Genomic DNA, 24,130 nt, shown 5'->3' with positions numbered 1-24,130 from the left:
CCGGATGCGGTTGTGCTCACGGCGGGCCAGCTTACCGGCGCGGGCGGTGCCCGGCCGCCTCCCCCGCCGGACCGGGCCGATCAGGCTGCGCGTACCGCGCGCTCAGACCAGCGGGCAGAGCCGGGCCCGCAGCGCGGTGAGGCCGATCCCCCAGGGGAACGCGTGCAGGTGCCGCTCTCCGGTCCCGGGTGCGTGCAGCGGGAAGACGTGGTCGCCGAAGAGCACCGTGACCCCCCACTCGTCGAGCCGGGCGAGGCCGGCCCGGAACGCCGGGTGGGCGGCCATCGCCGCGTTCGTGAAGGGCACGGCCACGATGGGTACGCCGAGGCCCTGCGCCTCCACGAGCAACCCGAGCGCAAGGGTGTCGGTGATCCCGGCGGCCCACTTGTTGACCGTGTTGACCGTGGCCGGGCAGACGATCATGGCGTTCGCCGGCGGCAGCAGGTCCGGGTCGCCCGGCTGCTTGTAGTGCGTCCGGACGGGGTGGCCGGTCTGCCGGACCAGGGCGGGCCGGTCGACGAACTTCGCGCCGTCCGGGGTCGTGATCACACACACGTCCCAGCCGTCCTGCTGGGCCAGGTCGACCAGCCGTCCGACGTGCCGGGCCAGCGGCGAGCCGCAGGCGATGACGTAGAGCACCTCGCGGCGCCCGTCGACGGATTGCGGGCCGGACATCATGCCGGCTCCGTGCTCATACTCCTACTCCCATGTGCTCAGCCAACTCCGCAATCGGAGAAGGCGGCGCACCACGTGTGCGACGCAGGATGTCCGACATCACCTCGTGCGCGATCGGCCGGCACCGGATCTCCGACGGCGCGAGCCGGTCGCCGCGCAACAGCATCTCGCCGGCGTTGGCGACGTCGCCCATCTGGGCGAAGCCGCGGGCGATGTCGAGCAGGTGGTGGGCCCGCCGTTCGGGCAGCAGGGCGTTGAACGCGGGCTCCTGGATGTGGAGCTGGTGCACCTCGACCGCCCGGCCGCCGTCACCCAGCTCGACGGCCGCGGCGGCCCGGTGCAGTTCGAGGTTCGTGGGGCCGAACGACGTCCAGTAGTGATTCTGGTCGCTGCCCAGCAGCGTGGCTGCCTCGCGCGCGCCGTTGATCAGGTCGTCGACGGTGGCCGAGTCACCGATCCGCGCGGCGGCCATCGCGCCCTGGAGCAGCAGCATCCCGTAGACGCTGAGCCGCTCCGGCGAGGCGTCGTTCGCGCCGCCGGGCGCCAGCCGGTTGGCGATCGTGACGTTGAGTTCCAGCGCGGGGCGGGGGCGTCCCATGGCGACCAGCGCGTTGCAGACCCGGGTCGTGGCGATCCCGGCCAGCAGCGGGTCGTCGGCCCGCTGGGCGACCGCCATCGACCGGTCGGCGGCGAGCCAGGCCAGGTCGCACTCGCCGAGCTTGCGCAGCACCGAGGAGGCGATCTGGTAGACCTGCCCGAGCAGGTGGGCGGCCTCCCGGGCGTCGTCACCGCCGTAGCCGGCGTCGGCGGCCTGGGCGTCGCGCAGCAGCTTCGGCAGCGCCCGGGTCAGCATCCCGTAGCGGCCGTACTGGTACGTGAGCCAGGCGTGGTTGACCGCCTTGCGCATGTCGGCCAGCGGCGGCGGGTACGGGGCGGCGTCGAAGTAGGCGCTCATCGAGTCGTACCGTTCCAGGGCCGCCCGGATCTCCTCGACCTCGACCTGGTCGATGCAGTTCAGCGCGTCGGTCCGCCGCTCCGGGTCCTTGCCGAGCAGCAGTTGCACGTCGACCTGGAGGATGTCGGCTATCTCGTAGAGGACCGAGAACTTGTCCAGCCGGCGCACGCCGCGCTCGACCTTGTCCACCCAGCTCTTCGACTTGCCCAGCCGGTCGGCGAAGACCTGCTGCGACATCTTGCGCCGGCCTCGCCAGTACGCCACCCGACGACCTATGGGTAGCTCCTCCATCTCCCATCCCTCCCCTGTGTGGTGTGGTCGCCGGTGTGCCGGGCGGCGGCCGTGGAAGCGGCGCTCGTCGTCTTCAGGTTTTCGCTGGTCGCACAGCCAGTGCGTCAGCCGTTGAGCCAGTCCTCGTAGTTTTCGTGCAAGTTGCATCAGCCGTTCGTCAACTCAACGATCGTGGGTTACGGCAGTGACGGCGCTCGACGTGAGAACGCGGAGCGGTCGGGCCCGACGAGGGGAGATGGCACCGATGTGGGGGAATGTCGGCCCGCGGGTCGCGCAACTGTCGCCACTGGAACGGGTACGGCTGCGCCGGGTCGCCGTGCGCTACGCCGTCCACGGCTGGGAGGTGACCCCGGGGGCGTGTCTGGCCCGCAGCCGCTTCGTCTGTGGACGGGCCGGCTGCCCGACGATCGGCTGCCACCCCGCGCTGGAGAACTGGGAGCACGCGGCCAGCGCCGACCCGGCCCGGGTGGCGACCTGGTGGCGGACGCGCCCGCACGGTGTCCTCCTGCCCACCGGGCGGGCGTTCGACGTGCTGGAGGTCCCCGCCCACCTGGGCCGCCGGGTGCTCGACGCGGTGCAGACCCACCCGGCCGGCGCCGGCGTACGCGGGCCGGTGCTGGTGACCCCCACCGGCCGCTGGATGTTCCTGGTACGCCCCGGTGACCCGCTCCGGCCGGAGTTGGAGCACTGCTTCCACGTGGTCCGGCACGGGATCGGCTCGTGGATCCCGGCGCCGCCGACCCGGCTGCCGGAGGGCGCCGTACGCTGGGCGGTCGCGCCCGAGCAGGCCCGCTGGCGGCTGCCCGACTCCTACCTGGTGCAGAACACGCTCATCGACGCCCTGCGGGCGACCGGCGTCACGCTCACCTCGGACCTGCTCCCTGGCCACCTCCCGCTCCCCCGCCGCGGCATGTGACCCGAACCGGGCAGCGACGTCCGGGCGTCCGTCCTCGTTGAGCACGGCGACGGCGCGGACCCGCGCCGGGAGCGGGGAAACCATGTCCACGGACGACACCGCGCCGTACCCGGGCGGCACCGAGCCGCCCTACCGCAGCCGCCCACGCCGGCGCTGGGCCGGCACCCGTCCCTCGGGTTCGCGCCCCGGCCGCCCGCGGCCGATGGGCTCCCGCCCGGCCGGCACCCACCGCCCGGCCCGCTGACCGCCGAGCCCGCCGACACCGGCCAGACGGCCGACACCGCCGAGGTCGCCGGACACCGCTGAGGTCGCCGGACACCCTGAGGTCGCCGGACACCCTGAGGTGGCCGCACACCCTGAGGTGGCCGGACACCTTGAGGTCGCCCGACACCGCTGAGGTCGCCCGACACCGCTGAGGTCGCCGGACACCCTGAGGTCGCCCGACACCGCTGAGGTGGCCGGACACCCTGAGGTCGCCCGACACCGCCGACGCGACCGAGGCCCGCCGACACCGCGAGGGTGCCGAGCCCGCCCGCTGGCGAATCACGCCCGCGTCGGCCCACACCCGCGCCGCCGGCTCGTTCCGGTCGGCGTGGTCGCGCTGCTCGTCGGATGCCGGTCCCGATTGCACGAATTCGTCGATCGCCAGGGCCATCCGGCGGGCGAATCGCACGACGCCCTCCGCGTGCGGGTCACTCGCCAAGATCGCGCAACTTCCTGGATGTTGTCGCATCGAGGAGCGATCGAGGCCACCACTTCCTCGATGTTGTGGCCTCGGCGCGCCCGGCGGTCGCCGGTTCACAGCAGACACATGTGCCGTGTCCTGTCGAGCTGCCCCAGATATGGGGCATGCGCCCCTGACGCGACCCGGGTGCCGTCCCACCCGTCTCGGCCGTCCGGTCAGTGTCGGCCGTCGGTCAGTGTCGGCCGTCGGGAGGCGGTTGCCCCAGATATGGGGCAGGTCGACAGCATCGCCGGGCCGACTGCGGTCCCGGTTGCCCCGGATATGGGGCAGGTCGACAGCATCGCCGGGCCGACTGCGGTCCCGGTTGCCCCAGATATGGGGCAGGTCGACAGCATCGGTTGGGCGAGTGCGGTCCCGGCCCGGGACGTGACGTGGTCGGCGCCGTTGGACGGCTGCACGTGCGTCTGGGTGAGGGCGACGTATGGCGCGGGCCGTTGCCGCATGGCACCGTCCGCTGCCGCATGGAACGCTACCTCGCCGCATGGCACGCTCCCTCGCCGCATGGCACGCTCCGCCGCCGCATGGCGCGGCCCGTTGCCGGCATTGCGCGGGCCGTTGCCGGCATGGCGCGGGGACGGTGGCCCCATTACCCGGCCGCCCCCGCCCCGCGCGGGGTACCTGCCGTGCGCGCGCCCCGACGGCGTCGATGGGGCGTTTCCGCCGTCTCCGGCAAATCTGGGCGCCTCTGGCCGCCGGCGGCCGCGTCGAGGCCCGGGTGGGCCGGTGCCGGAGTGCCCCGCACGGGGCACCCCGCCGCCCCGCACGCCGTACTCCGCAATCGCCGCGCGATGCCCGGCCCGCTGCGCCCATGGCCGGGCCGCAACGGGGAAAAGGACCGGCGACAGGCGGCGTGAGCCGCCGCCGCAACGGGTAAGCCGCCGAACCGCTGAACGCGTGAGGGGAAGGCACCGCCATGCTCAGCAAAGAGGATCAGCGCAGGTTCGAACAGATCACTCGGCAGCTACGGGAGAGCGACCCGGCGTTCTTCGCCCGGCTGGACAACCGGGCACGCGGTCGCCGCGGCCGCTATCTGATGCTGCTGACCATCCTGCTGTGGGCCGCCCTGCCGGCGATGACCGTGCTCGCCGGACGGATGGCCGGCGCGATCTGCGCGGTGGTCCTGGTGGCCAACGCGGTTCTCATGTGGCGCTTCCGCCGCCGCTGGCTATGACCGCCCGTCGCCGGCCGGGCCGGCCCCGTACCCGCCGGTCGCCGGCGATGGCGATCGGCGACGGGGTGCGCGCGGGAAGGTCCGGTGTGGACGCCGGTCCGGCGCGGGCACCGCGGCCGGCTCGCCGGCCTCAGCCGCCGAAGGCGCGGTACGCCCGGCGGAGTCGTTCGAGCAGGCCGGGCCCGCCGATCGCGGGTGCCGGCGGGCCGAGCTGCCGCAGCAGCAGGTCCGGCCCGGTGGCCAGGCTCGGCGGCCGGTCCGGCAGCGGCACCGGCGGCAGCCAGAACCGGTCGACCGCCTCGGCCAGCGGCGCTTGTGGCAGGGCGGCCAGCACGCGCGCGGCCCCGACGGGCGTCAGGTCCGCCGCGTCGGCGTCGGTCGCCGCGTCCTCGGTCGCGGACACCGGCGTGACGCCGGTGGCGGCGGCCCGGAGGGACCGCAGCCGGTCCAGCAGCTCGGCGCGGGCGCGCCCGCGCCAGTGCAGCAGCGCGAACGGGTCGGCGTCGAACGCCTCGGCGAGCAGGTAGAACGTGGCCGCCAGGTGCTTGCACGGCACGGCGAAGTCCGGGCAGCTGCATCGCTGCGTCAACTCGTCGACGGCCGCCGGGAACAGCGGCGCACCCGCCGCGGCGAACAGCTCCTCCAACTCGGCGGGCAGGTCACCGGCGAGCAGCCGGGCGCTGAAGAACGCCTGTGCCGCCAGCTCCGCCTCCACCCGGTCCCACAGCTCCGCCGGGAACGGGGGCAGTCCGATGTGGACGTCGTACGGTCGGGGTCGGGATCCCTGCACCACGGCGGTGACCGCGCCCGGCGCGATGTCCAGCCGCACCACCTGGCCGGCCCGCGCGTACGACCGGCCGCGGGTGAGCCGGGTGCCGAGCGCGAACGACTCGAGCACCTCCAGGAAGCGCCGCGACCACCAGGAACGGCCGATCGCACCGCGGGTGCTGCGCGCCTTCAGCCCACCCTCCACCCGGCGGGGACGGCCGTAGTCGGCGAACCGGCCCGTCGCGCTCTGGCTCACTCGGCCACCGCCCCGGCCTCCAGCGCGAACAGGTCGCGCAGCTGCGCGGTCGACAGCTCGGTGACCCACTGCTCGCCGGTGCCGACGACGCGGGCCGCGAGGCTGCGCTTGTCGGCGATGAGCGCCGCCACCTTCTCCTCGACCGTCCCGGCGCAGACGAACTTGCGTACCTGCACCCGCCGCCGCTGCCCGATGCGGAACGCCCGGTCGGTGGCCTGGTCCTCGACCGCCGGGTTCCACCAGCGGTCGACGTGCACGACGTGGTTCGCCGCCGTGAGGGTGAGCCCGGTGCCGCCGGCCTTCAACGACAGCACGAACACCGACGGGCCGTCGGGAGACTGGAACCGGGTGACCATCGCGTCGCGGTCGGCCTTGCCGACGCCGCCGTGCAGGAACAGCACCTCCCTGCCGAAACGCGCGGAGAGGTGGCCGCGGAGCATGCCGCCGAACTCGGCGTACTGGGTGAAGAGCAGGGCCTTCTCCCCCGCCGCCAGCACCTCCTCCAGGATCTCCTCGAGGCGGGCCAGCTTGCCGGAGCGGCCGGGGAGCGGCGAGCCGTCGCGCAGCAGCTGGGCGGGGTGGTTGCACACCTGCTTGAGGCGGGTCATGGTGGCCAGCACGAGCCCGCGCCGTTCGATGCCCTCACTGGACTCGATCTTGTCGAGCATGTCGTCGACCACCGCCCGGTAGAGCGAGGCCTGCTCGGCCGTCAGGTTGCAGACGACCTCCATCTCCAGCTTCTCGGGCAGGTCCGAGATGATCGAGGCGTCGGTCTTGAGGCGGCGCAGCACGAACGGCCCGGTGATCCGCCGCAGGCGCTCGGCGGCCTCGGTGTCGCCGTGGCGCTCGATCGGCTCGGCGTACCGTTTCTTGAACATGGCCGCCGGGCCGAGCAGCCCGGGGTTGGCGAACTGCATGATGGACCAGAGGTCGGCGAGGCGGTTCTCGACGGGCGTACCGGTGACGGCCACCCGGTGCCGGGCTGGCAGCGCGCGCACGGCCTCGGCCTGCCGGGTGGAGGCGTTCTTGATGGCCTGCGCCTCGTCCACCACGACCCGGTGCCAGTCGATGCCGGCGAGCGCCACCGCGTCGCGGGCCGCCACCGAGTAGGTGGTGAGGACCAGGTCCGCGGCGTGCACGGTCTCGACGAACGCCGCGCCCCGGGCCCGGTCGGCCCCGTGGTGCACGTGTACGCGCAACCGCGGCGCGAACCGGGCCGCCTCCCGCTGCCAGTTCCCGACCAGCGACATCGGGCAGACCAGCAGGGTCGGCCCGGCGTCCGGAGGGTCCCCGGCGAGCAGCGCGAGCAGTTGCACCGTCTTGCCCAGACCCATGTCGTCGGCGAGCACGCCACCGAGGCCGAGCGACTGGAGGAAGGCCAGCCAGGCCAGCCCTCGCCGCTGGTACGGGCGCAGCGTGCCACGGAACGTCGCGGGCGGGTCCAGCGGCGTGAGCCGGCGCTCCACGGCCCCGGCGAGCAGGTCGCCGAGCGCCCCGTCGGCGGTCACCTCCAGCACCGGCAGCGCCGCCCCGTCGTCGCCGGCCGTGAGCCCGAGCCGCAGCAGGTCGGCGACGGTCAGCTCGCCGGCCGAGCGGAGCAGGCGCAGACCGGCGGCGAGCCGCTTCGGGTCCAGCTCGACCCAGCGGCCCCGCAGCCGCACCAGCGGTGTCTTCAGCGCGGCGAGCGCCGCCAGCTCGTCGGCGGTGAGCGGCTCGTCGCCGAGGGACACCTCCCAGCGGTAGTCGACGAGGGCGTCGAGGCCGACCCCACCGGCCGCGCCGGCCACGGTTCCCGGCGCCGTCCGCGACCGGGCCCGCAACCGGGCGCCGAGCCGGGACGACGGGCGGTGCCACCAGGACGGGAGCAGTACGCCGAACCCGGCGGCGTGCAGCACCGGCGCACCCTCCCGCAGGAACCGGTGGGCGCCCTCGACGTCCAGCTCCAGCCCCTCGGGGGCGGCGGTGCGCAGCGCCGCGTCCAGGTCGGGCCAGAGCCGGCTGGCGCGGCCCAGCTCGGCGAGGAGCGTCTCCTGCGGGTTGCCCGACCGGCCGGCCAGCGCGGCCGTCGCCGCCGCGTCCCGCCAGACCCGTGCCGCGTCGACGTGCAGGCTGGGCTCGTCGGCGGCCTGGAGCCCGAACTCCAGCCGCCAGCGGTCCCCCGCCCCCACGACCTCCCCGCGATCTTGCACTTCCGGCCCCTGGATCGCGTCTTTCGTCCCGGATGTCCGGGCAGAAAGTGCAAGATCGTCGAGGGTTGGGTCGGCGGGGGGCTCGGTCAGGCGGAAGCTCGCTCGCACCGCGCCGCCGGCGGCGTCGCGCTGCCACGCGTCCAGCTCGGCCCGGAGCAGCGCCAGCGCCGCCGGCTCGGCGGTGAACTCCCGGTGCGGCCCGGTGAGCGCGCGCAGCCAGGCCGGCACCGGCCCGCCCGGACGCATGCCGCGTGCCAGTGCGGTGTTGGCCAGCGCGGCCCGGGCGGCGGCGTCGGTCAGGGCGTCCAGGGCGTCGGCCAGCAGTACGCCGGGAGGCGCCTCGGGCGCGGCGGCGCGGGCGGCCGGTGGCAGGGCGAGGGCGAGCGACCGCGCCCAGCCGGCGTCGGCGCCGGTGAGCAGCGGTCGCCACACGGCCCGCGCGCCGGACGCCGGGTCACCCGCGACGGCGTCGGCCACGCCGGGCAGGACCCGGCCGCGGGCGACCAGGTCGGCGGCGAAGTCGGCCAGTTCGGCGAGGTGGCGCAGGGTCGCACCGGGCACGGCCGGGAGGTCGTCCAGGGCGCGCAGCAGAGGCAGGGCGGCGTCCGGCGCGTACCGCAGGACGGGGACCCGCCACCCGCCGAGCGTGACCCGCCCGCGGGGCGGGACCGCGACGGCGGTCCGGACCAGTTCCGGCGAGTCCGCGGGTACGCCGCCGCGGGTCGGCAGCGTGAGCAGGGCGGTGTCGAGCCCGGTGGGTTCGGCGGCCTCGGCGAGCGCGGCGGCCAGCGTGGCGTGGTCGGCCGCGAACGGGTGCGGACGTTCCCGGGGCGGGCGGCCCGCGCGCCGCGGCGCCTCGGCCGGCAGCGTGCTCCGCTCACCCCATACCGCGAGCGCCGACTCGCCGGGGTCGCCGGACAGCCACAACCCGTGGATGACCAGCACGTGCTCCCCCTCGTCGACGCCCGGGCCCAGGATAGGCGGCCCCGGCCGGCTACCGTCGTCGCCATGGTCGACCTACTCGTGATCGGCGGTCTCGGGGTGGACGTCCGCGTCCGGGTGCCCGCGCTGCCCCTCCCCGCCGCCGACTCCCTCACCGTCGACCCCGTGGAGCTGCGCATCGGCAACACCGGCGCCGGAGTGGCTCTCGCGGCCCACGCGCTCGGGCTGCGGGTCGCCCTGGTGGACGTGCTCGGCGCCGACCCGGCCGGCGACGTGGTGCGGGCGGCGCTGGCCCGCACCGGCGTGCGTCCGGTGCTCGTGACCGACCCGGCGGGCACCCGCCGCTCCGTGAGCCTCGTGGACCCGTCCGGGGCGCGGATGTCCCTCTACGACCCGCGCCCCTGGCAGGGCCCACCGCCGCTCTGCGCGTCGGACCTGGCCGCGCTGGTCCGCGAGGCGGCGCACGTGCACCTCTCGATCATGGACTGGACGCTCGGCCTGCTGCCCACCCTGCGGGACGGCCTCGCCGACGGCGCACGGGTCAGCACCGACCTGCACGACTGGGACGGCCACAACCCCTACCACCGGCCGTTCGCCGCCGTCGCCGACCTCGTCCTCGTCAGCGGCGTACGCCTCGGGCCGGCCGCGGCGGCGGTCGCCGCCGGGCTCGCGCCCCGCGACGTCGTGGTGACCCGGGGCGCCGACGGCGCCGAGCTGCACCCCGGCGGCGGCGCGCCCGTCCGGGTGCCCGCCGCCGTGCCCGCCGCGCCGGTCGTCGACACCAACGGGGCGGGCGACGCGTTCGCCGCGGGCCTCATCGCCGCCCGGCTGCGCGGCGCCGCGCTCACCGACGCGGCGGCGTACGCGGCGCGGGTCGCGGCGGCCGCCTGCACGCACGACGGCATGGAGTACCCGCCGGGGCTGCTCCCCACCGCCTGAGCGGCCCGGTCAGAGAGCCCCGGTGCTGCCGTCCGTCAGCTCGCGCAGGATGTCGGCGTGGCCGGCGTGCCGGGCCGTCTCCTCGATCATGTGCACCAGGATCCAGCGCAGGGAGACCTCGCCGAGCTGCGGGTGCGGCACCACATGGTCGAGGTCGAACCGCGCGGCGGTCGCCCGGGAGCGCGCGCACGCCCGCTCGTAGCCGGCGGCGAGGCTGTCGACGGTGTCGTCCTCGGCGAGGGCGAAGCTGGCCGCCGCGTCCTCCTCGTCGGTGCGGTAGACGTCGCCGGGGCCGGGCGCCAGCAGGCAGGGGAACCAGTTGTCCTCCACCATCGTGAGGTGCTTGACCAGGCCGGCGACCGTCGTGGCCGAGGGCACCAGCCGCCGGGCCGCGTCGGCGTCGGAGAGCCCGCGCAGCTTGCGCAGCACCACGGCGCGGTGGAAGTCGAGGAAGGCGTCGAGCACCGCGCGCTCGTCCCCCGTACGCGCCAGCACGGGCCCGAGAGTGGGATCGATCGAGATGGTCGCCATCCTCCGACCCTAGTCGGCGGGGCGGCCCGCTGCTGCCCGCTATCCCCTGCGCGGCCCCGTCCGGGCGGGCAGGATGGGCCCATGGCCTCAACGGTAGAGATCCCCCTCGTGGACGGCCCGGCCGACGGGCAGCGCGTCACCGTCGAGCTGGACGTCAACGGCCGCCCGCCGCTCACCCACCACCACCTCGGTCCGCAGGGGCTGGTCGAGGCGCAGATCTACGAGCTGGAGAACACCGGCGACGGGACCGCCGACTGGCGCTACCGCTGGCGCGGCTCGGCCGTCTGACCGGCCGACGCCGGCGGCGGCGCCTCAGCCCGCCGTGCCGGTCAGGCGCGGACGAGCGCGCGGGTCCGCAGGCTCTCCAGCACCGCCCGGGTGACGTGGGACGTGCCACGGGCCTCGTCGCAGACCTGCGCGACCCGGCGGGCGGTGGCCTCGGCGCGCTCCTCCCGCTCGTCCCAGAGCCGGTCGACCTCGGACAGCAGCGGGCCCTCCACCTCCCGCTCCACGCCGCGCAGCGCCGGCACGCCCAGCCGCTGGGCCAGGTCGAAGACCTTGCCGGCGTACGGCAGCGGAAGGAACGGCGTACCCACCATCGCGGCGAAGATCAGGAAGTGCAGCCGCATGCCGACCGCCAGGTCGAAGTGGCGCATGAGGCCGAGCACCTGCTGGGGCGAGTACGTGCCGTGCAGGATCCGGCCCCGCTCCGCGGCGATCATGTGGGACAGCACGCCGTGCGAGTGCCGGATGTCGTCGCGCTCCATGGGCACGAAGAGGACGTACGCGTCGATCCGGTGCACCAGGAAGTCGCCGATCTGGGCCAGCAGCCGGTGGTAGCCGTCGACGTCGAGGCGCTCGGCGGCACGGCCCGGCTCGCGGACGCTCATCCCCACGAGGCGCTTGCCGGCCGGGACCCCCTCCTCCCGCAGCAGGGAGGCGGGGAACTCCTCCGGCTCCAGCAGGAACGCCGGGTCGGCCGTGACCGTGATCGGGTTGACCAGTCCGGCCTCCTCCAGCACCATCCGGGACTCCTGGTCCCGGACGGTCACCTGCGTGGCGCCGGCCAGGGTCTCGCGGACCATGCCGGTGTCCACCCCGTCGCTGAGCGGCCCGACACCCACCGCGTACGTGATGAGCGGCAGGCCGCGCTCCTGGGCGACCCGGACGACCCGCAGGTAGCGGCGCGCCTCGCGGTCGTAGAGGATGCCCCCGCCGCCGAGGATGAGCAGGTCGAGCTGGGCCAGCACGAGCGCGGAGTCGGTGCGGCTGACCCCCTCCCAGGGCACCGCCTCGACGTCCGGGTGCGCGCGTCGGGTGTGTTCCGGGTTGCGGGAGAAGACGATGATCCGGGCGTTCGGCTCCTGTTGCCGCAGATCGGTCAGAAGACCGGTGAGGATCGCCTCGTCACCGAGGTTCCGACCGCCGTACGAGCCCAGCACACCGATGGTCAGTCCGGCGCCATGCCTCATCCGTCGCTCCTCCCCGGGTGCGTCGGGCGCGGTTTTCCCACTGGACGGGTGAACACTCCTGACGCCCCGCCCAGCGCCCCTCGGCGCCAGCGGCCAGGCGGGACAGGCGGCCAGCCGCCCGGACAGACGGGTAGCCCGCGGGACAGGCGGGCGGGACGGGCGGTAATCGGGTTGCCCGGCCGCGCCGGCACGGCGCACCGTGGTCGGCGTGAGCACGCTGACCAGGCAACGGATCGGCTGGACCGACCTGCCCGACCACGTCCGTTCCGCCGTGGAGCGCATCCTCGGCGACCGGGTGGTCGAGGCGGTGTCCCAGTCGGGCGGCTACTCCCCCGGGTCCGCCGACCGCGTCCGCACGGCCACCGGCCGGCGCGCGTTCGTGAAGGCCGTCAGCCCCGCGCAGAACCCGGACAGCCCCCGGTTCCACCGCGCCGAGGCGCGGATCTCCGCGGCCCTTCCGGCGTCCGCCCCGGCGCCCCGGCTGCTGGGCTGCCACGACGACGGGGACTGGGTCGCGCTGGTCTTCGCCGACGTGGACGGCCGGCACCCGGTCACTCCGTGGCGTGACGACGAACTGGCGGCGGTGCTGTCGGCCCTCGAGACGATGGCCGGCGCGCTCACACCGAGCCCGGTGGCGGACGCGCCGGCCGCGGCCGAGACGCTCGGGTACGACTTCGCCGGCTGGGAGCGGATCGCCGCCGACCCGCCCGCCCGGCTCGACCCGTGGGTCGCGGCGCACCTGGACGAGCTGCGGGCCGCCGCCGCGTACGGGATCGCCGCCCTGACCGGCGACACGCTCTGCCACGTGGACATCCGGGCCGACAACCTGCTCGTCGACGCCACCGGCGCGGTCACCGTGGTCGACTGGCCGTGGGCGTGCCGGGGACCGGCCTGGTTGGACACCGCGCTGCTGCTGGTCAACGTGCGGTTGCACGGCGGGCACGACACGGAGGCGCTGCTGCGTCGGCTGCCGCTCACCGCGGACGTCGACCCGGACGCGCTCACCGGCGCGTACGCCGGTCTGGCCGGCTTCTTCACCGACGCGGCCCGGCGCCCCGCGCCCGCGGGGATCCCCACCGTGCGCGCGTTCCAGCAGGCCCAGGCCGACGCCCTGCTCCCCTGGGTGGCCGCGCGCCTGCGCTGACCGCGCGGTGTGACCGGCGGGAATCGGACCTGGCACTCGGTGGGGGACGCGGCGTCCGATCGCCGCCAGACGGGCCGGGGCCGCCGCTTCCATGATCGACACATGACAACGACACTGGACGGAAAGGTCGCCCTGGTCACCGGTGGTGCGCGGGGCATCGGGGCGGGCATCGCGCTGCGCCTCGCCACCGACGGCGCCGACGTGGCGATCACCTACCTGCGCAGCGCCGACCGGGCCGCGGCGGTGGTCAAGGAGATCGAGGCGCTGGGCCGGAGGGCCCTCGCGTTCCCGGCGGACAGCGCCGAGCCGGACGCCCTGCGGGAGGCGGTCGACCGGACCGCCGCCGAGCTGGGGCGGCTGGACATCCTCGTGAACAACGCGGCGGTGTTCCCGGTCGGCGCGCTCGACGAGGTGGACGCGGACGAGCGGGACCGGACGATCGCCGTCAACGTCCGGGGCCCGTACGTCGCCGCGCAGGCGGCGGCGCGGCACCTCGGCGACGGCGGGCGGATCATCAGCATCGGCAGCAACGTCGGCGAGCGGGCCGTGTTCCCCGGGCTGGCGCTGTACGCGATGAGCAAGACGGCCCTGGCCGGGCTCACCCGTGGCCTGGCCCGCGAGCTGGGGCCGCGCGGCATCACCGTGAACCTGGTCAACCCGGGCCCGACGGACACGGACGCGAACCCGGCCCACGGCCCGAACGCCGGGGCCGTCGCCGGCTTCACCGCCCTGGGCCGCTACGCCCGGCCCGCCGACATCGCGGCGACCGTCGCGCACCTCGCCGCCCCCGAGGCGGCGTACGTGACCGGCGCCGTGGTGAACGTGGACGGCGGCTTCACGAGCTGACCCCGCCGGCGGGGTCAACCCGGGCCGGGGACGGGGTGGTCGAGGAACGGAAGCACCACGGCCGGCAGGGCCGGGGAGCCCAGGATGTCGTGATGGGTGAGCCCCGGCAGCACGGCCAGTCGGGACGCCGGACGGGAACCGTTTCCGCCGGCGTCCCGGTGGCCGCCGCCGAGCAGCCCGAAGAACTCGGCCACGTGGGAGGTGGGGACCGAGTCGGCGTCGGCGAAGACCAGCAGGGTCGGCACGGTCAGCCTCGCGACCTCGGCCGACCAGTCGTAGTCGTGGCGCAGCAGTTCGCCCGACCGGGCCCAGAGCCGCGGCCAGTCCTCGGGCCGGGGCGCGAGCCGGGTGTAGAGCCGGTGCGGCGGGCTGCCCCGCATCCGCTCGGCGGTCCGCTCGTCGTGACCGGCCATGGCGGCCAGCACCTCCGGGTACCAGCCGCCGCGCCGGCAGGGCGCCGAGACCACCACCAGCCGGCGGACCAGCCCCGGATGCTGGATCGCGACCCGCAGCGCCACACCGCCGCCGAGCGAGTAGCCGAGCAGGTCGGCGCCCGGCAGGTCGAGGTGGCGCAGCAGCGCGGCCACGTCGTCGGCCATCGACTCGTAGCGCAACGGCCGGCCGGTGTCGGCGGTGTGGCCGTGTCCCGGCAGGTCGACCCCGATCACGCGGTGCCACGCGGTCAGCGCCGGCAGGAGCGGCGCGAACGTCTCCGCGGCCCCGACGGCGCCGTGCAGCAGCACCAGCGGCCGGCCGGACCCGTGCGACTCGTACCACAGCCGCGAACCCACGTCGGCGTAGCCCATGCGCCTCCCCCAGCCCTGATCCAACACCGGCCCGGCGGGGCGCGCCGCCGGCTCGGCGAGGATGGCGAGCCCGCGTCCCGGACGCTCGGCGGGCGAGGTCTGATCCGGGTCGTCCGGGGTAAGCGCGGCGGCAGCATCCGGCCCGCGCAGTCACAGGAGGCACCGTGACCCTCACCGCGCCCACCGCCGCCATCGGCCTCGACACCGCCGCCGAGGTGGCCGCGCAGCTCCGGGTGGACTCGGTCCGGTCCAGCACCAGCGCCGGGTCCGGCCACCCGACGTCCGGCATGTCCGCGGCCGACCTGTTCGCGGTGCTGGTGACCCGGCACCTGCGCTACGACTGGGACGACCCGCGCTCGCCCGCGAACGACCACCTCATCCTGTCCAAGGGGCACGCCTCCCCGCTGCTGTACGCGCTGTTCAAGGCGGTCGGCGTGATCTCCGACGACGAGCTGATGCACGGCTACCGGCGGCTCGGGCAGCGCCTCCAGGGCCACCCGACACCGGCGCTGCCCTGGGTCGACGTCGCCACCGGCTCCCTCGGCCAGGGGCTGCCCGACGGCGTCGGGATCGCCCTGGCCGGGAAGTACCTCGACAAGCTGCCCTACCGGGTGTGGGTGCTCTGCGGCGACAGCGAACTCGCCGAGGGCTCGATCTGGGAGGCGCTCGACAAGGCCTCCTACTACCGGCTGGCAAACCTCGTCACGCTCGTCGACGTGAACCGGCTCGGCCAGCGCGGCCCCACCGACCTGGGCTGGGACGTCGACGCGTACGCCCGGCGGGCCGAGGCGTTCGGCGCCCGCGCGCTGGTCGTCGACGGTCACGACCTGGCCGCCGTGGACGACGCCATGGCCGCCGCGCAGGACCCGGCCGACGAGCGGCCCACGGTGATCCTGGCCCGCACCGTGAAGGGGCGCGGCTTCCGCGAGGTCGAGGACAGCAACGACTGGCACGGCAAACCGTTCCCGCCGGACATGGCCGAGCGGGCCGTCCGCGAGCTGGGCGGCGAGCGGCACCTCACCGTACGGGGGCCGCGGCCCACGGCCGCCCCCACCGACGGCTCCCGTCCCACGAGCGACGTGGCGGCCCGCCCCGTCACCACGGAACCGACCGAGCCGCCCACCCCCGCCCGGTACGACCTGGGCGCCGCCGTGCCCACCCGCAAGGCGTACGGGGACGCGCTGGTCGTCCTCGGCGCGCGGAACCCGCGCGTGGTGGCGCTCGACGGCGAGGTCAGCAACTCGACGTACGCCTTCGAGTTCGCCCGCGCCCACCCCGACCGGTACTTCGAGATGTTCATCGCCGAGCAGCAGATGGTCGCCGCGGCGACCGGCCTGGCGGTACGCGGCTACCGTCCGTTCGCGTCGACGTTCGCGGCGTTCCTCACCCGGGCGTACGACTTCATCCGGATGGGCGCCGTGTCCGGGGTGGACCTGTGCCTGGTCGGCTCCCACGCGGGCGTCGAGATCGGCCCCGACGGCCCGTCCCAGATGGGTCTCGAGGACCTGGCCATGATGCGTGCCGTGCACGGCTCGACGGTGCTGTACCCGAGCGACGCCACCAGCACCGTGGCCCTCACCGACGCCATGGCCACGCTGCCCGGGATCAGCTACCTGCGCACCACCCGCGGCAAGTACCCGGTGCTCTACGCCGACGGCGAGAGCTTCCCCGTCGGCGGCTGCAAGGTGCTGCGCTCCTCCGACGAGGACGCGGTGACGCTGATCGGCGCGGGCGTCACACTGCACGCGTGCCTCGCGGCGGCGGACGCCCTCGCGGGCGAGGGGATCCGGGCGCGGGTCATCGACTGCTACTCGGTCAAGCCGATCGACGACGCCACGATCGCCGACGCGGCCGCCGCCACCGGGCGGATCGTGGTGGCCGAGGACCACCATCCCGAGGGCGGCCTCGGCTCCGCCGTGAAGGACAGCCTCATCGCCGGCGGCCGGGCCACGCCGTCGCTGGTCCACCTCGCCGTACGCGGGATGCCGGGCTCCGGGTCGAGCAAGGAGTTGCTCGCCTGGGCGGGCATCGACGCCGACCACATCGCGTCGGCCGCCCGGCAGCTCGTCCGCGGCTGACGAGCGCCGGACCGCTCGCCACCGGGCGGCGCGCCGCGGATCCGCTTAGGGTCGGTCATGCGCGTGATGACCTGGAACCTGTGGTGGCGGTTCGGCGGCGCGTGGCGCGAGCGCGAGGCCGGCATCGTGGCGACGCTCGAACGGGTCCGGCCGGACGTCGCCGGGCTGGTGGAGGTGTGGGCCGGCGACGGCACGACGCAGGCGCACCTGCTGGCCGACCGGCTCGGCGGCATGGCTGCCGCGTTCGCGCCGACCTCGCTGCCACCGGCGCCCGACCCGCCCGAGGAGCCGTCCCAGGCCGGCATCGAGGTGGGGATCGGCCTGCTGAGCCGGTGGCCCATCGTGGCCACCGAGGTGCACGAGCTGCCCCACCCGCAGCGGGGTGGCCCGCCGCCGACCGCGCTGCTGGCCACGCTCGACCACCCGGCCGGGCCGCTGCGGGTCGTCGTGGCGTGCATCGAGTGGGAGCCCGCGTTCGCGGCCGACCAGCTGGCCCAGAGCAACGCCCTCGCGGCGCTCGCCGCCGATCCGCGGCTGGACGGGGACCTCCCGGTGCTGCTGGTCGGCGACCTCAACGCCGCGTTCGACCAGCCGGACCTGCGGCCGCTGCGCGACGTCATGGTCGACACGTGGACCGCGGGCGGCGGTGACCCGGCCGCCGTCACGCTCAGCTCCGCCGTACCCGAGGCGCCCCTGGAGGCGACGAAGCAGATCGACCGCCGCATCGACCACGTCCTGGCCCGCCCCGGCCGTCCCGGCGGGGTCGTCACCGTACGGCGGGCTTACCTGGCCGGTGACCACCCCGTCGGCGGGCGGTACCCGTCCGACCACTTCGCCGTGGTGGCCGAACTGGAGCCGTGAGACGGGCGCGCCGCCCGGCCGACGGGTGACGGGGTCGGCCCGCCGGGCCCCGGCGGTGGCCCGACGACCGGGCGGGCCGAGTCGATCACCGGCCGTGAGGGATTCTCCGTATGGGCCGCGACCCCCGGTGGCGCGTTCTACGCTCGGCACAGGGCCCCGTCGTTCCGCCGACCGGCACCCGTCCGGCGGCACCGTGAAGATGCCCTCACCAGGCAGGAAGGGTGGCCCACCGTGGCTGTCAGGACGCAAGCGCGGCCGCGCGTGGCCGACATCCGGCCGTTCACCGTGGAGATCCCGGAGGCGGACCTGGAGGCGCTGCGCGCACGCGTCGCGGCCACCCGGTGGCCCGAGAAGGAGACCGTCGCCGACCAGTCGCAGGGCGTCCCGCTCGCCACGATCCAGGCGCTCGCCCGCTACTGGGAGCAGGAGTACGACTGGCGCGCCGTCGAGGCGAGGCTGAACGCCCTGCCGCAGTTCGTCACCGAGATCGACGGGCTGGACATCCACTTCGTCCACGTCCGGTCCCGGCACGAGGACGCGCTGCCGCTCATCGTCACGCACGGGTGGCCCGGATCGGTGATCGAACAGATGAAGATCATCGGGCCGCTCACGGATCCCACGGCACACGGTGCGGACGCCTCGGACGCCTTCCACCTGGTGATCCCGTCCCTGCCCGGTTACGGCTTCTCCGGCAAGCCGTCCACGGCCGACTGGGGTCCGGACCGCATCGCCCGCGCCTGGACGGAGCTGATGACGCGCCTGGGGTACACGCGGTTCGTGGCGCAGGGCGGCGACTGGGGCGCGCTCGTCACGGAGCTGATGGGCGTGCAGGCGCCTCCCGAGCTGCTCGGCATCCACACGAACATGCCCGGCACGGTGCCGCCCGAGATCGACAACCTCGTCCAGTCCGACATCACCGGCGTGAACAATGCTCTCGGCTCGCTGCCCCCGGACCTCTCCGGCGAGGAACGGCGAGCCTGCGAGCAGCTCGACTTCTTCTGGAAGCACGCCGCCTACGCCCTCATCATGGGCACCCGCCCGCAGACGCTGACCGGGCTCACGGACTCACCGGTCGGCCTGGCGGCGTTCATGATCGACCATGACGCGGCCAGTCTGAAGCTGATCTCCGAGACCTTCGCGGGACGACCCACGGGGCTCACGAGGGACGACGTCCTCGACAACATCACGCTCTACTGGCTGACGAACACCGCGATCTCGGCGGCGCGCCTCTACGCCGCGAACGCGTACTCCTTCCTGGTCGTGAAGGGCGTCTCCGTCCCGGTCGCCGTGAGCGTCTTCCCCGACGAGCTCTACCAGGCCCCGCGCAGCTGGGCGGAGCGGGCGTACCCGAACCTCATCCACTACAACCGGCTCGACCGCGGCGGCCACTTCGCGGCCTGGGAGCAGCCGCAACTCTTCTGCGAGGAGGTCCGGGCCGGCTTCCGGTCGCTCCGCTAGGGGCGTCCCGTCAACCCGCACCGGAGCCGCGCCCCGGCCAGCGCATGGACGATCACACCGCTCACCACACCGAGGGCCGTGCCGAGCATCAGGGACACGGCCGGCACGACGTCGACCCGGGCAGCCCGCAGGGCCGAGGTGAGCTGAACCGGCTCGCCGTCTCCGCGACGACGCACTGCCTGACCGGCTGCGCCGCCGGCGAGATCCTCGGTCTGGTCATCGGCACCGCGCTGGGCTGGTCGAACCTGCCCACCATCGTGATCGCCATCGCGTTGGCGTTCGTGTTCGGGTACAGCCTGACGATCATCCCGGTGCTCCGCTCCGGCCTGGCGATCGGTGCGGCCGTCGGCATCGCGCTCGCCGCCGACACCGTCTCCATCGCCGTCATGGAGATCGTCGACAACCTGATCGTGCTGGTCATTCCGGGGGCGATGGACGCCGGCCTGACCTCGTGGCTGTTCTGGGTGTCGCTGGCCGTGGCCCTGGCGGTGGCGTTCGTGGTGGCCGTGCCGGTCAACCGGGCGATGATCCGCCGCGGCAAGGGTCACGCCGTGGCCCATCGCCACCACCACTGACCGGCGTCACCCCCGCTCGACTCGCGCCGGGCTCGACTCGCGCCGGACTCGCGCCAGCCTCGCCCGGCGCCGGTCCGGGCCGCCCCTGCCGCTGGTCAGACGGCCTGCGGCACGCGGGACTCGTGGCGGGGTGTGACCGAGAGGTGCGCGGACAGGGCGCGGAGGAAGTCCGGCGCGTCGAAGATCTCGCCGGCGGAGGCGACCCCGCTCGTCCTCGTCCGGCCGGTGAGGACGCGATGCACCGCCTCCACCGCCAGCGGCGCGCTGACGGCGTAGATGTCCTGGCCGCTCGCGACGACGCGTCGTCGCGTGTCGCCGGAGCGCACGACGACGTCGACGACGAACGTCTGCGCCGAGCGCCCGCGCTCGTCGACCGGCGCGGGTGCGTCCGCGGCGGCCAGGTCCCGGGCGGCGTCGGTGGTCATGTACGTGCGCACCTGGGGGATGGACAGGTGGCTGGGGACGGTCACGACGTCGGCCATCGTGAACTCGGCGAGGACCGTCCGGCGGCCCAGCGGAGCGGGGAAGTCCCAGTCCAGCGTCGGCAGGCCGCCCTCGCCGTCGTAGTACTCCAGCCGGCCACCGGTGTAGCGGACCCGCCGGCCGTCGCGCCGGTCCCGGGAGACGGTGCCGGAGGCGAGGGTCCCGGCCGTGGGGTGCCAGCTGCTCAACCCGTACGCGACGTGTGCCTCGTCGGCCGACGTCCAGTCGCCCATCGCCGTGGTGACCAGCAGGTCGCCGAGCCCGCCGTAGAAGGCCATCGCCGGGACCACCGCGACGCCCGCGGACCGGGCGCGGTCGGTGAAGTGCCGGAACGTGTCGATGTTGGCCTCGATCTCGGCCGCCACGTCGACGTACGGGATCCGGGCGCGCAGGGCGGCCTCGATCACGGGGGCCGCGGTCGAGGCGAACGGGCCGGCGCAGTTGACGACGGCCGCCGCGCCCCGCAACGCCTCGTCGAGCGAGGCCGGGTCGTCGACCGACGCCACCCGGTGTTCGAGCCCCGGATGCGACGCCGCCAGCGCCCGGAGCTTGCCGGCGTCGCGGCCGACGAGGAGCGGGACGAACCCGCGGTCGCGCAACTCCGTGACCACGAACCGCCCGGTGTGTCCGTACGCGCCGAACACCGCCACGACCTGACCCGATTCCATCTGACTTCCTCTCGAAAGATCGACTGAGGAGAGCCTCCCAGCGACGGCAGGACCGGACCAGTGTCGGGAACGCCATGTCCCGTACAGTTTCGGACATGGCCACTGTCGCGCTCGCCGCCACCGACGGGATGCTGCACTTCGAGCTCGCCATGGCCTGCGAGGTCTTCGTCCGGGACCCCTCCGGCCTGGCGGACCCCTGGTACGACCTCGTGGTCTGCGGCCCGGGTCCGGTCCGGGTCGGCAGGTTCGCCGTCGAGCCCGACGACGGGTTGGACCGGCTCGCGCGCGCCGACACCGTGATCGTCCCGTCCGTCGAGGACATCGACGCGGACGTGCCCGCCGACCTGCTCGACGCCGTCCGCGCGGCCCACGAGGCGGGCGCCCGGATGGTCTCGCTGTGCACCGGCGCGTTCGTGCTGGCCGCCGCCGGCGTGCTGGACGGGCTGCGCGCCACCACCCACTGGGCCCACACCGAGGCGCTGGCCGCCCGCTATCCCCGGGTGACGGTCGACCCGGACGTGCTCTACGTCGACAACGGCAACGTCCTCGCCTCGGCCGGCAAGGCCGCCGCGCTCGACCTGTGCCTGCACCTGATCCGCCGCGACCACGGCTCGACGGTCGCCAACGCCGTCGCCCGCCGACTGGTGGTGCCACCGCACCGCGCCGGTGGCCAGGCCCAGTTCGTCTCCACCCCGGTGCCCGCCCGCGACGACCATCCCCTCGCCGACCTGTTCCCCTGGGTCATGGAACGGCTCGACCGGCCGCTGACCGTGGAGCACCTGGCCCGCCAGGCGAACATGAGCTCGCGCAACCTGGCCCGCCACTTCAGGTCGGTGACCGGCACGACACCGCTGCAGTGGTTGTCGACCCAACGGATCCGCCGGGCGCAGGAACTGCTGGAGAACACCGACGACAGCATCGACGTCATCGCGCAGGCGGCCGGTATGGGGACCGCCACGACGCTGCGCCGGCACTTCAACCGCACGGTCGGCGTACCCCCCGACGCCTACCGCCGCACCTTCCGCAGCGCCTGACCCTCGCCAGATCGTGGCCGGCGGCCGGCCGACGCGTGGGAGCCGCGACCCGACCGGCCGTGTTTGACAGGTCACGTTAGCTCAACGATAGTTGAGTCAATGACGGCTGATCTTTCTCCCCTCGCCGCGCGTGCCCGGATCCACGCCGCGCTCGGCGACCCCGCGCGCCTGGCGATCGTGGACGCGCTGACCCTGGGCGACGCCTCGCCGGGAGAGATCGCGCAGACCCTCGACATGCCGACGAACCTGGTCGCCCACCACGTCAAGGTGCTCACCGAAGCCGGCCTCGTCCTGCGCCGCCGGTCCGAGGGCGACCGGCGGCGCACCTACCTCCGCCTCCGGCCGGCCGCACTGGCCACCCTCACGCCGCCGCCACCGGCCCGCGCGGGTCGGGTGGTCTTCGTCTGCACCCACAACTCCGCCCGCTCACAACTGGCCGCGGCGCTGTGGCGACGGCGTACGAGGGGCGACGCCGCCTCGGCCGGAACGAAGCCGGCCCCACGGGTCCATCCCCGCGCTCTCGCCGTGGCCCGCCGTCACGGGCTCCACCTCGAGCCGACCGGCACCGCCCACGTCGAGGACGTCGTCCACGACGACGACCTCGTCATCGCCGTCTGCGACAACGCCCACGAGGAACTGACCGGACCGGTCCGACCCCGCCTGCACTGGTCCGTGCCGGACCCGGTGCGCGTCGGCACCGACGATGCGTTCGAGGCGGCCTACGCCGACCTCGCCGAGCGCGTCGACCGCCTCGCTCCCGCCACGGTGGGAGGCGCCCGATGAGAGCCCCGGATCGTGTGGGTGCCGTGCGGGCCTCCCGGGCACGGGGAGAGGACGAGCTGATGACGGTCACACTCCGGCGGCGCCTGCTGGCCGAGTTCACCGGTACCGCGCTGCTGGTCACCGCCGTGGTCGGCTCCGGCATCATGGCCGCGACCCTCTCCCCCGGCGACGTCGGTCTGCAACTGCTGGCGAACTCCGTCGCCACCGCGTTCGCCCTCGGCGCGCTGATCCTGATCTTCGGCCCGGTCTCCGGCGCCCACCTCAACCCCGTCGTCTCCGCCGCCGACTGGCTCCTCGGCCGCCGCGCCGGCACCGGCCTGACCCTCCGCGACCTGGGCGGATACGTCGCCGCCCAGGTTCTGGGCGCGGTCGCCGGGTCGGCGCTGGCGAACCTGATGTTCGACCTCCCCGCCGTGGACCTCTCCCGCACGGACCGGTCGGCGGGGCACCTGTGGCTCGGCGAGGTCGTCGCCACCACCGGTCTGATCCTGCTGGTCTTCGCCCTCGCCCGTTCCGGCCGAGCCCTGGTCGCGCCCGCCGCCGTCGGCGCCTACATCGGGGCTGCCTACTGGTTCACCTCGTCCACGTCGTTCGCCAACCCGGCCGTCACGATCGGCCGGGCGTTCACCGACACCTTCGCCGGCATCGCCCCCGGCTCGGTGCCCGGCTTCGTCCTGGCGCAGCTCGTCGGCCTCGCCGCCGGCGCGAGCCTGCTCGCCGCGCTCTACCCCGACGCCGGCGAGGCCGCGGACCAGGTGGTCGTACCCGCCGACCGTCCCCACCACCTGGACAACCCGGAAGGCACGTCATGAGCGACAAGCCCAGCGTCCTGTTCGTCTGCGTCCACAACGCCGGCCGCTCCCAGATGGCCGCCGGCTGGCTGCGTCACCTCGCCGGCGACGCCGTCGAGGTCCGCTCCGCCGGCTCCGCACCCGGCGACCAGGTCAATCCCGCCGCCGTCGAGGCCATGCGCGAGGTCGGCATCGACATCGGCAACCAGCGGCCGAAGCTGCTGGAGTACGAGACGGCGGAATCCTCGGACGTCATCGTCACCATGGGCTGCGGTGACGCCTGCCCCGTCTTCCCCGGCAAGCGGTACGAGGACTGGAAGCTGGACGACCCCGCCGGCAAGAGCGTCGAAGCGGTACGGCCGATCCGGGACGAGATCCGCGACCGGGTGCAGCGCCTCGTCGACGACCTCCTGCCCGCCGACCGCGCTCGCTGACCCGAGGCGCCCGCCGCCCGCGCCGACTCTCCGCCGCTGTGCGTGTCAGGGATCACCTCCTGCCTCGACGTGCATCTAACTTGACGCCTGTCGAATCAGAGGGCAGGCTTGTGCCTGGTTAGATATCTGTCTAGACAGAGGTGATCTGAGTGTTCGCCCGCCTGCGCCGGCCCTCCCGGCCCACCGTCTCCTTCTCCGACCGCTGCGGCGAGGTCTGCACCAGCCAGTGCCGCGCTGACGCCCGACGCGAGCGCACCCGCACGAGCGTGCTCGCCGCCACGTCGTTCATCCGCTGATCCGTGAAACGTCGCCCGCGAGG

The 24,130-nt window shown here is 74.7% G+C and carries 22 protein-coding genes and 2 pseudogenes; 15 read left to right on the top strand and 9 right to left on the bottom strand.

The annotated features are described in order from the left end of the window. Positions 1–102: 102 nt before the first annotated feature. Positions 103–675 carry a flavoprotein gene (locus tag OG994_RS01270; RefSeq protein WP_120330426.1) on the bottom strand — a complete coding sequence of 191 codons (573 nt, stop codon included), beginning with the start codon at positions 673–675 and terminating at the stop codon, positions 103–105. Between the two features lie 16 nt (positions 676–691). Next, positions 692–1,921 carry a helix-turn-helix domain-containing protein gene (locus tag OG994_RS01265; RefSeq protein ID WP_120330393.1) on the bottom strand — a complete coding sequence of 410 codons (1,230 nt, stop codon included), beginning with the start codon at positions 1,919–1,921 and terminating at the stop codon, positions 692–694. Positions 1,922–2,156: 235 nt separating this feature from the next. Between OG994_RS01265 and OG994_RS01260 the strand changes: the two genes are divergently transcribed. Further along, complete coding sequence (locus OG994_RS01260) at positions 2,157–2,837, top strand: bifunctional DNA primase/polymerase (RefSeq protein WP_328851946.1); 681 nt, start codon at positions 2,157–2,159, stop codon at positions 2,835–2,837. Between the two features lie 1,658 nt (positions 2,838–4,495). Beyond that, complete coding sequence (locus OG994_RS01255; protein WP_120330391.1) at positions 4,496–4,753, top strand: DUF3040 domain-containing protein; 258 nt, start codon at positions 4,496–4,498, stop codon at positions 4,751–4,753. Between the two features lie 130 nt (positions 4,754–4,883). On the opposite strand, the pseudogene OG994_RS31505 reads toward OG994_RS01255, so the two are convergent. From OG994_RS31505 to OG994_RS01245, 3 genes and pseudogenes are all read right to left on the bottom strand, one after another. After that, positions 4,884–5,105 (bottom strand): annotated as a pseudogene (locus OG994_RS31505) (SWIM zinc finger family protein); the annotation flags it as partial. A 74-nt stretch (positions 5,106–5,179) separates the two neighbouring features. Further along, positions 5,180–5,777, bottom strand: a pseudogene (locus OG994_RS01250) (SWIM zinc finger family protein); the annotation flags it as partial. Continuing rightward, positions 5,774–8,911: a DEAD/DEAH box helicase gene (locus tag OG994_RS01245; RefSeq protein ID WP_328851944.1), complete on the bottom strand. Its 3,138-nt coding sequence runs from the start codon at positions 8,909–8,911 to the stop codon at positions 5,774–5,776. The pseudogene OG994_RS01250 and the gene OG994_RS01245, both read right to left, overlap by 4 nt. Before the next feature lie 63 nt (positions 8,912–8,974). On the opposite strand from OG994_RS01245, the gene OG994_RS01240 reads away from it, so the two are divergent. After that, positions 8,975–9,847: a carbohydrate kinase family protein gene (locus tag OG994_RS01240; protein WP_328851943.1), complete on the top strand. Its 873-nt coding sequence runs from the start codon at positions 8,975–8,977 to the stop codon at positions 9,845–9,847. A 9-nt stretch (positions 9,848–9,856) separates the two neighbouring features. Here the strand turns inward: OG994_RS01240 and OG994_RS01235 are convergent, their stop codons facing one another. Continuing rightward, positions 9,857–10,378 carry a DinB family protein gene (locus tag OG994_RS01235; protein ID WP_120330388.1) on the bottom strand — a complete coding sequence of 174 codons (522 nt, stop codon included), beginning with the start codon at positions 10,376–10,378 and terminating at the stop codon, positions 9,857–9,859. A gap of 81 nt (positions 10,379–10,459) precedes the next feature. Here OG994_RS01235 and OG994_RS01230 point away from each other — a divergent pair, with 81 nt between their 5' ends. Further along, the gene (locus tag OG994_RS01230; protein WP_120330387.1) at positions 10,460–10,666 is read left to right on the top strand and encodes a hypothetical protein; all 207 of its coding nucleotides are present in this window, start codon (positions 10,460–10,462) and stop codon (positions 10,664–10,666) included. Between the two features lie 41 nt (positions 10,667–10,707). Here the strand turns inward: OG994_RS01230 and OG994_RS01225 are convergent, their stop codons facing one another. Then, on the bottom strand, positions 10,708–11,850 hold the full coding sequence (locus OG994_RS01225) for a polysaccharide pyruvyl transferase family protein (RefSeq protein WP_120330386.1): 1,143 nt from the start codon (positions 11,848–11,850) through the stop codon (positions 10,708–10,710). 208 nt (positions 11,851–12,058) lie between these two features. On the opposite strand from OG994_RS01225, the gene OG994_RS01220 reads away from it, so the two are divergent. Both OG994_RS01220 and OG994_RS01215 read left to right on the top strand, forming a co-directional pair. After that, positions 12,059–12,994: a phosphotransferase gene (locus tag OG994_RS01220; protein ID WP_328851942.1), complete on the top strand. Its 936-nt coding sequence runs from the start codon at positions 12,059–12,061 to the stop codon at positions 12,992–12,994. A 102-nt stretch (positions 12,995–13,096) separates the two neighbouring features. Next, on the top strand, positions 13,097–13,840 hold the full coding sequence (locus OG994_RS01215) for an SDR family oxidoreductase (protein ID WP_328851941.1): 744 nt from the start codon (positions 13,097–13,099) through the stop codon (positions 13,838–13,840). Positions 13,841–13,854: 14 nt separating this feature from the next. Here OG994_RS01215 and OG994_RS01210 read toward each other — a convergent pair whose 3' ends face one another. After that, positions 13,855–14,646: an alpha/beta fold hydrolase gene (locus OG994_RS01210; protein ID WP_328851940.1), complete on the bottom strand. Its 792-nt coding sequence runs from the start codon at positions 14,644–14,646 to the stop codon at positions 13,855–13,857. Between the two features lie 164 nt (positions 14,647–14,810). Between OG994_RS01210 and OG994_RS01205 the strand changes: the two genes are divergently transcribed. From OG994_RS01205 to OG994_RS01190, 4 genes are all read left to right on the top strand, one after another. Beyond that, positions 14,811–16,724 (top strand): transketolase, encoded by a 1,914-nt coding sequence (locus OG994_RS01205; RefSeq protein ID WP_328851939.1) that lies wholly within the window; start codon positions 14,811–14,813, stop codon positions 16,722–16,724. Between the two features lie 57 nt (positions 16,725–16,781). Continuing rightward, positions 16,782–17,585, top strand: coding sequence for an endonuclease/exonuclease/phosphatase family protein (locus OG994_RS01200; protein WP_328851938.1), 804 nt, complete (start codon positions 16,782–16,784; stop codon positions 17,583–17,585). 231 nt (positions 17,586–17,816) lie between these two features. Then, the gene (locus OG994_RS01195; RefSeq protein WP_328851937.1) at positions 17,817–19,043 is read left to right on the top strand and encodes an epoxide hydrolase family protein; all 1,227 of its coding nucleotides are present in this window, start codon (positions 17,817–17,819) and stop codon (positions 19,041–19,043) included. Between the two features lie 44 nt (positions 19,044–19,087). Next, entirely contained in the window at positions 19,088–19,618 is a 531-nt protein-coding gene (locus OG994_RS01190) for a DUF4396 domain-containing protein (protein ID WP_120330380.1), read from the top strand. 95 nt (positions 19,619–19,713) lie between these two features. Here OG994_RS01190 and OG994_RS01185 read toward each other — a convergent pair whose 3' ends face one another. Continuing rightward, a complete protein-coding gene (locus tag OG994_RS01185; protein WP_328851936.1) occupies positions 19,714–20,769 on the bottom strand; it encodes a saccharopine dehydrogenase family protein in 1,056 nt (351 codons plus the stop codon). A 95-nt stretch (positions 20,770–20,864) separates the two neighbouring features. On the opposite strand from OG994_RS01185, the gene OG994_RS01180 reads away from it, so the two are divergent. From OG994_RS01180 to OG994_RS01160, 5 genes are all read left to right on the top strand, one after another. Continuing rightward, positions 20,865–21,803 carry a helix-turn-helix domain-containing protein gene (locus OG994_RS01180; protein WP_328851935.1) on the top strand — a complete coding sequence of 313 codons (939 nt, stop codon included), beginning with the start codon at positions 20,865–20,867 and terminating at the stop codon, positions 21,801–21,803. Positions 21,804–21,902: 99 nt separating this feature from the next. After that, entirely contained in the window at positions 21,903–22,586 is a 684-nt protein-coding gene (locus OG994_RS01175; protein ID WP_328851934.1) for an arsenate reductase/protein-tyrosine-phosphatase family protein, read from the top strand. 59 nt (positions 22,587–22,645) lie between these two features. Continuing rightward, positions 22,646–23,398: an MIP/aquaporin family protein gene (locus OG994_RS01170; protein WP_328851933.1), complete on the top strand. Its 753-nt coding sequence runs from the start codon at positions 22,646–22,648 to the stop codon at positions 23,396–23,398. Beyond that, the gene (locus OG994_RS01165; protein WP_328851932.1) at positions 23,395–23,811 is read left to right on the top strand and encodes an arsenate reductase ArsC; all 417 of its coding nucleotides are present in this window, start codon (positions 23,395–23,397) and stop codon (positions 23,809–23,811) included. The genes OG994_RS01170 and OG994_RS01165 overlap by 4 nt, the downstream gene beginning before the upstream one ends. A gap of 149 nt (positions 23,812–23,960) precedes the next feature. Continuing rightward, positions 23,961–24,107 (top strand): hypothetical protein, encoded by a 147-nt coding sequence (locus tag OG994_RS01160; RefSeq protein WP_328851931.1) that lies wholly within the window; start codon positions 23,961–23,963, stop codon positions 24,105–24,107. Positions 24,108–24,130: the final 23 nt, after the last annotated feature.

Source organism: Micromonospora globbae (genome assembly GCF_036184225.1).
GTDB classification, from domain to species: Bacteria; Actinomycetota; Actinomycetes; order Mycobacteriales; family Micromonosporaceae; genus Micromonospora; species Micromonospora globbae.
This window is presented reverse-complemented; position numbering and strand designations above follow the sequence as displayed.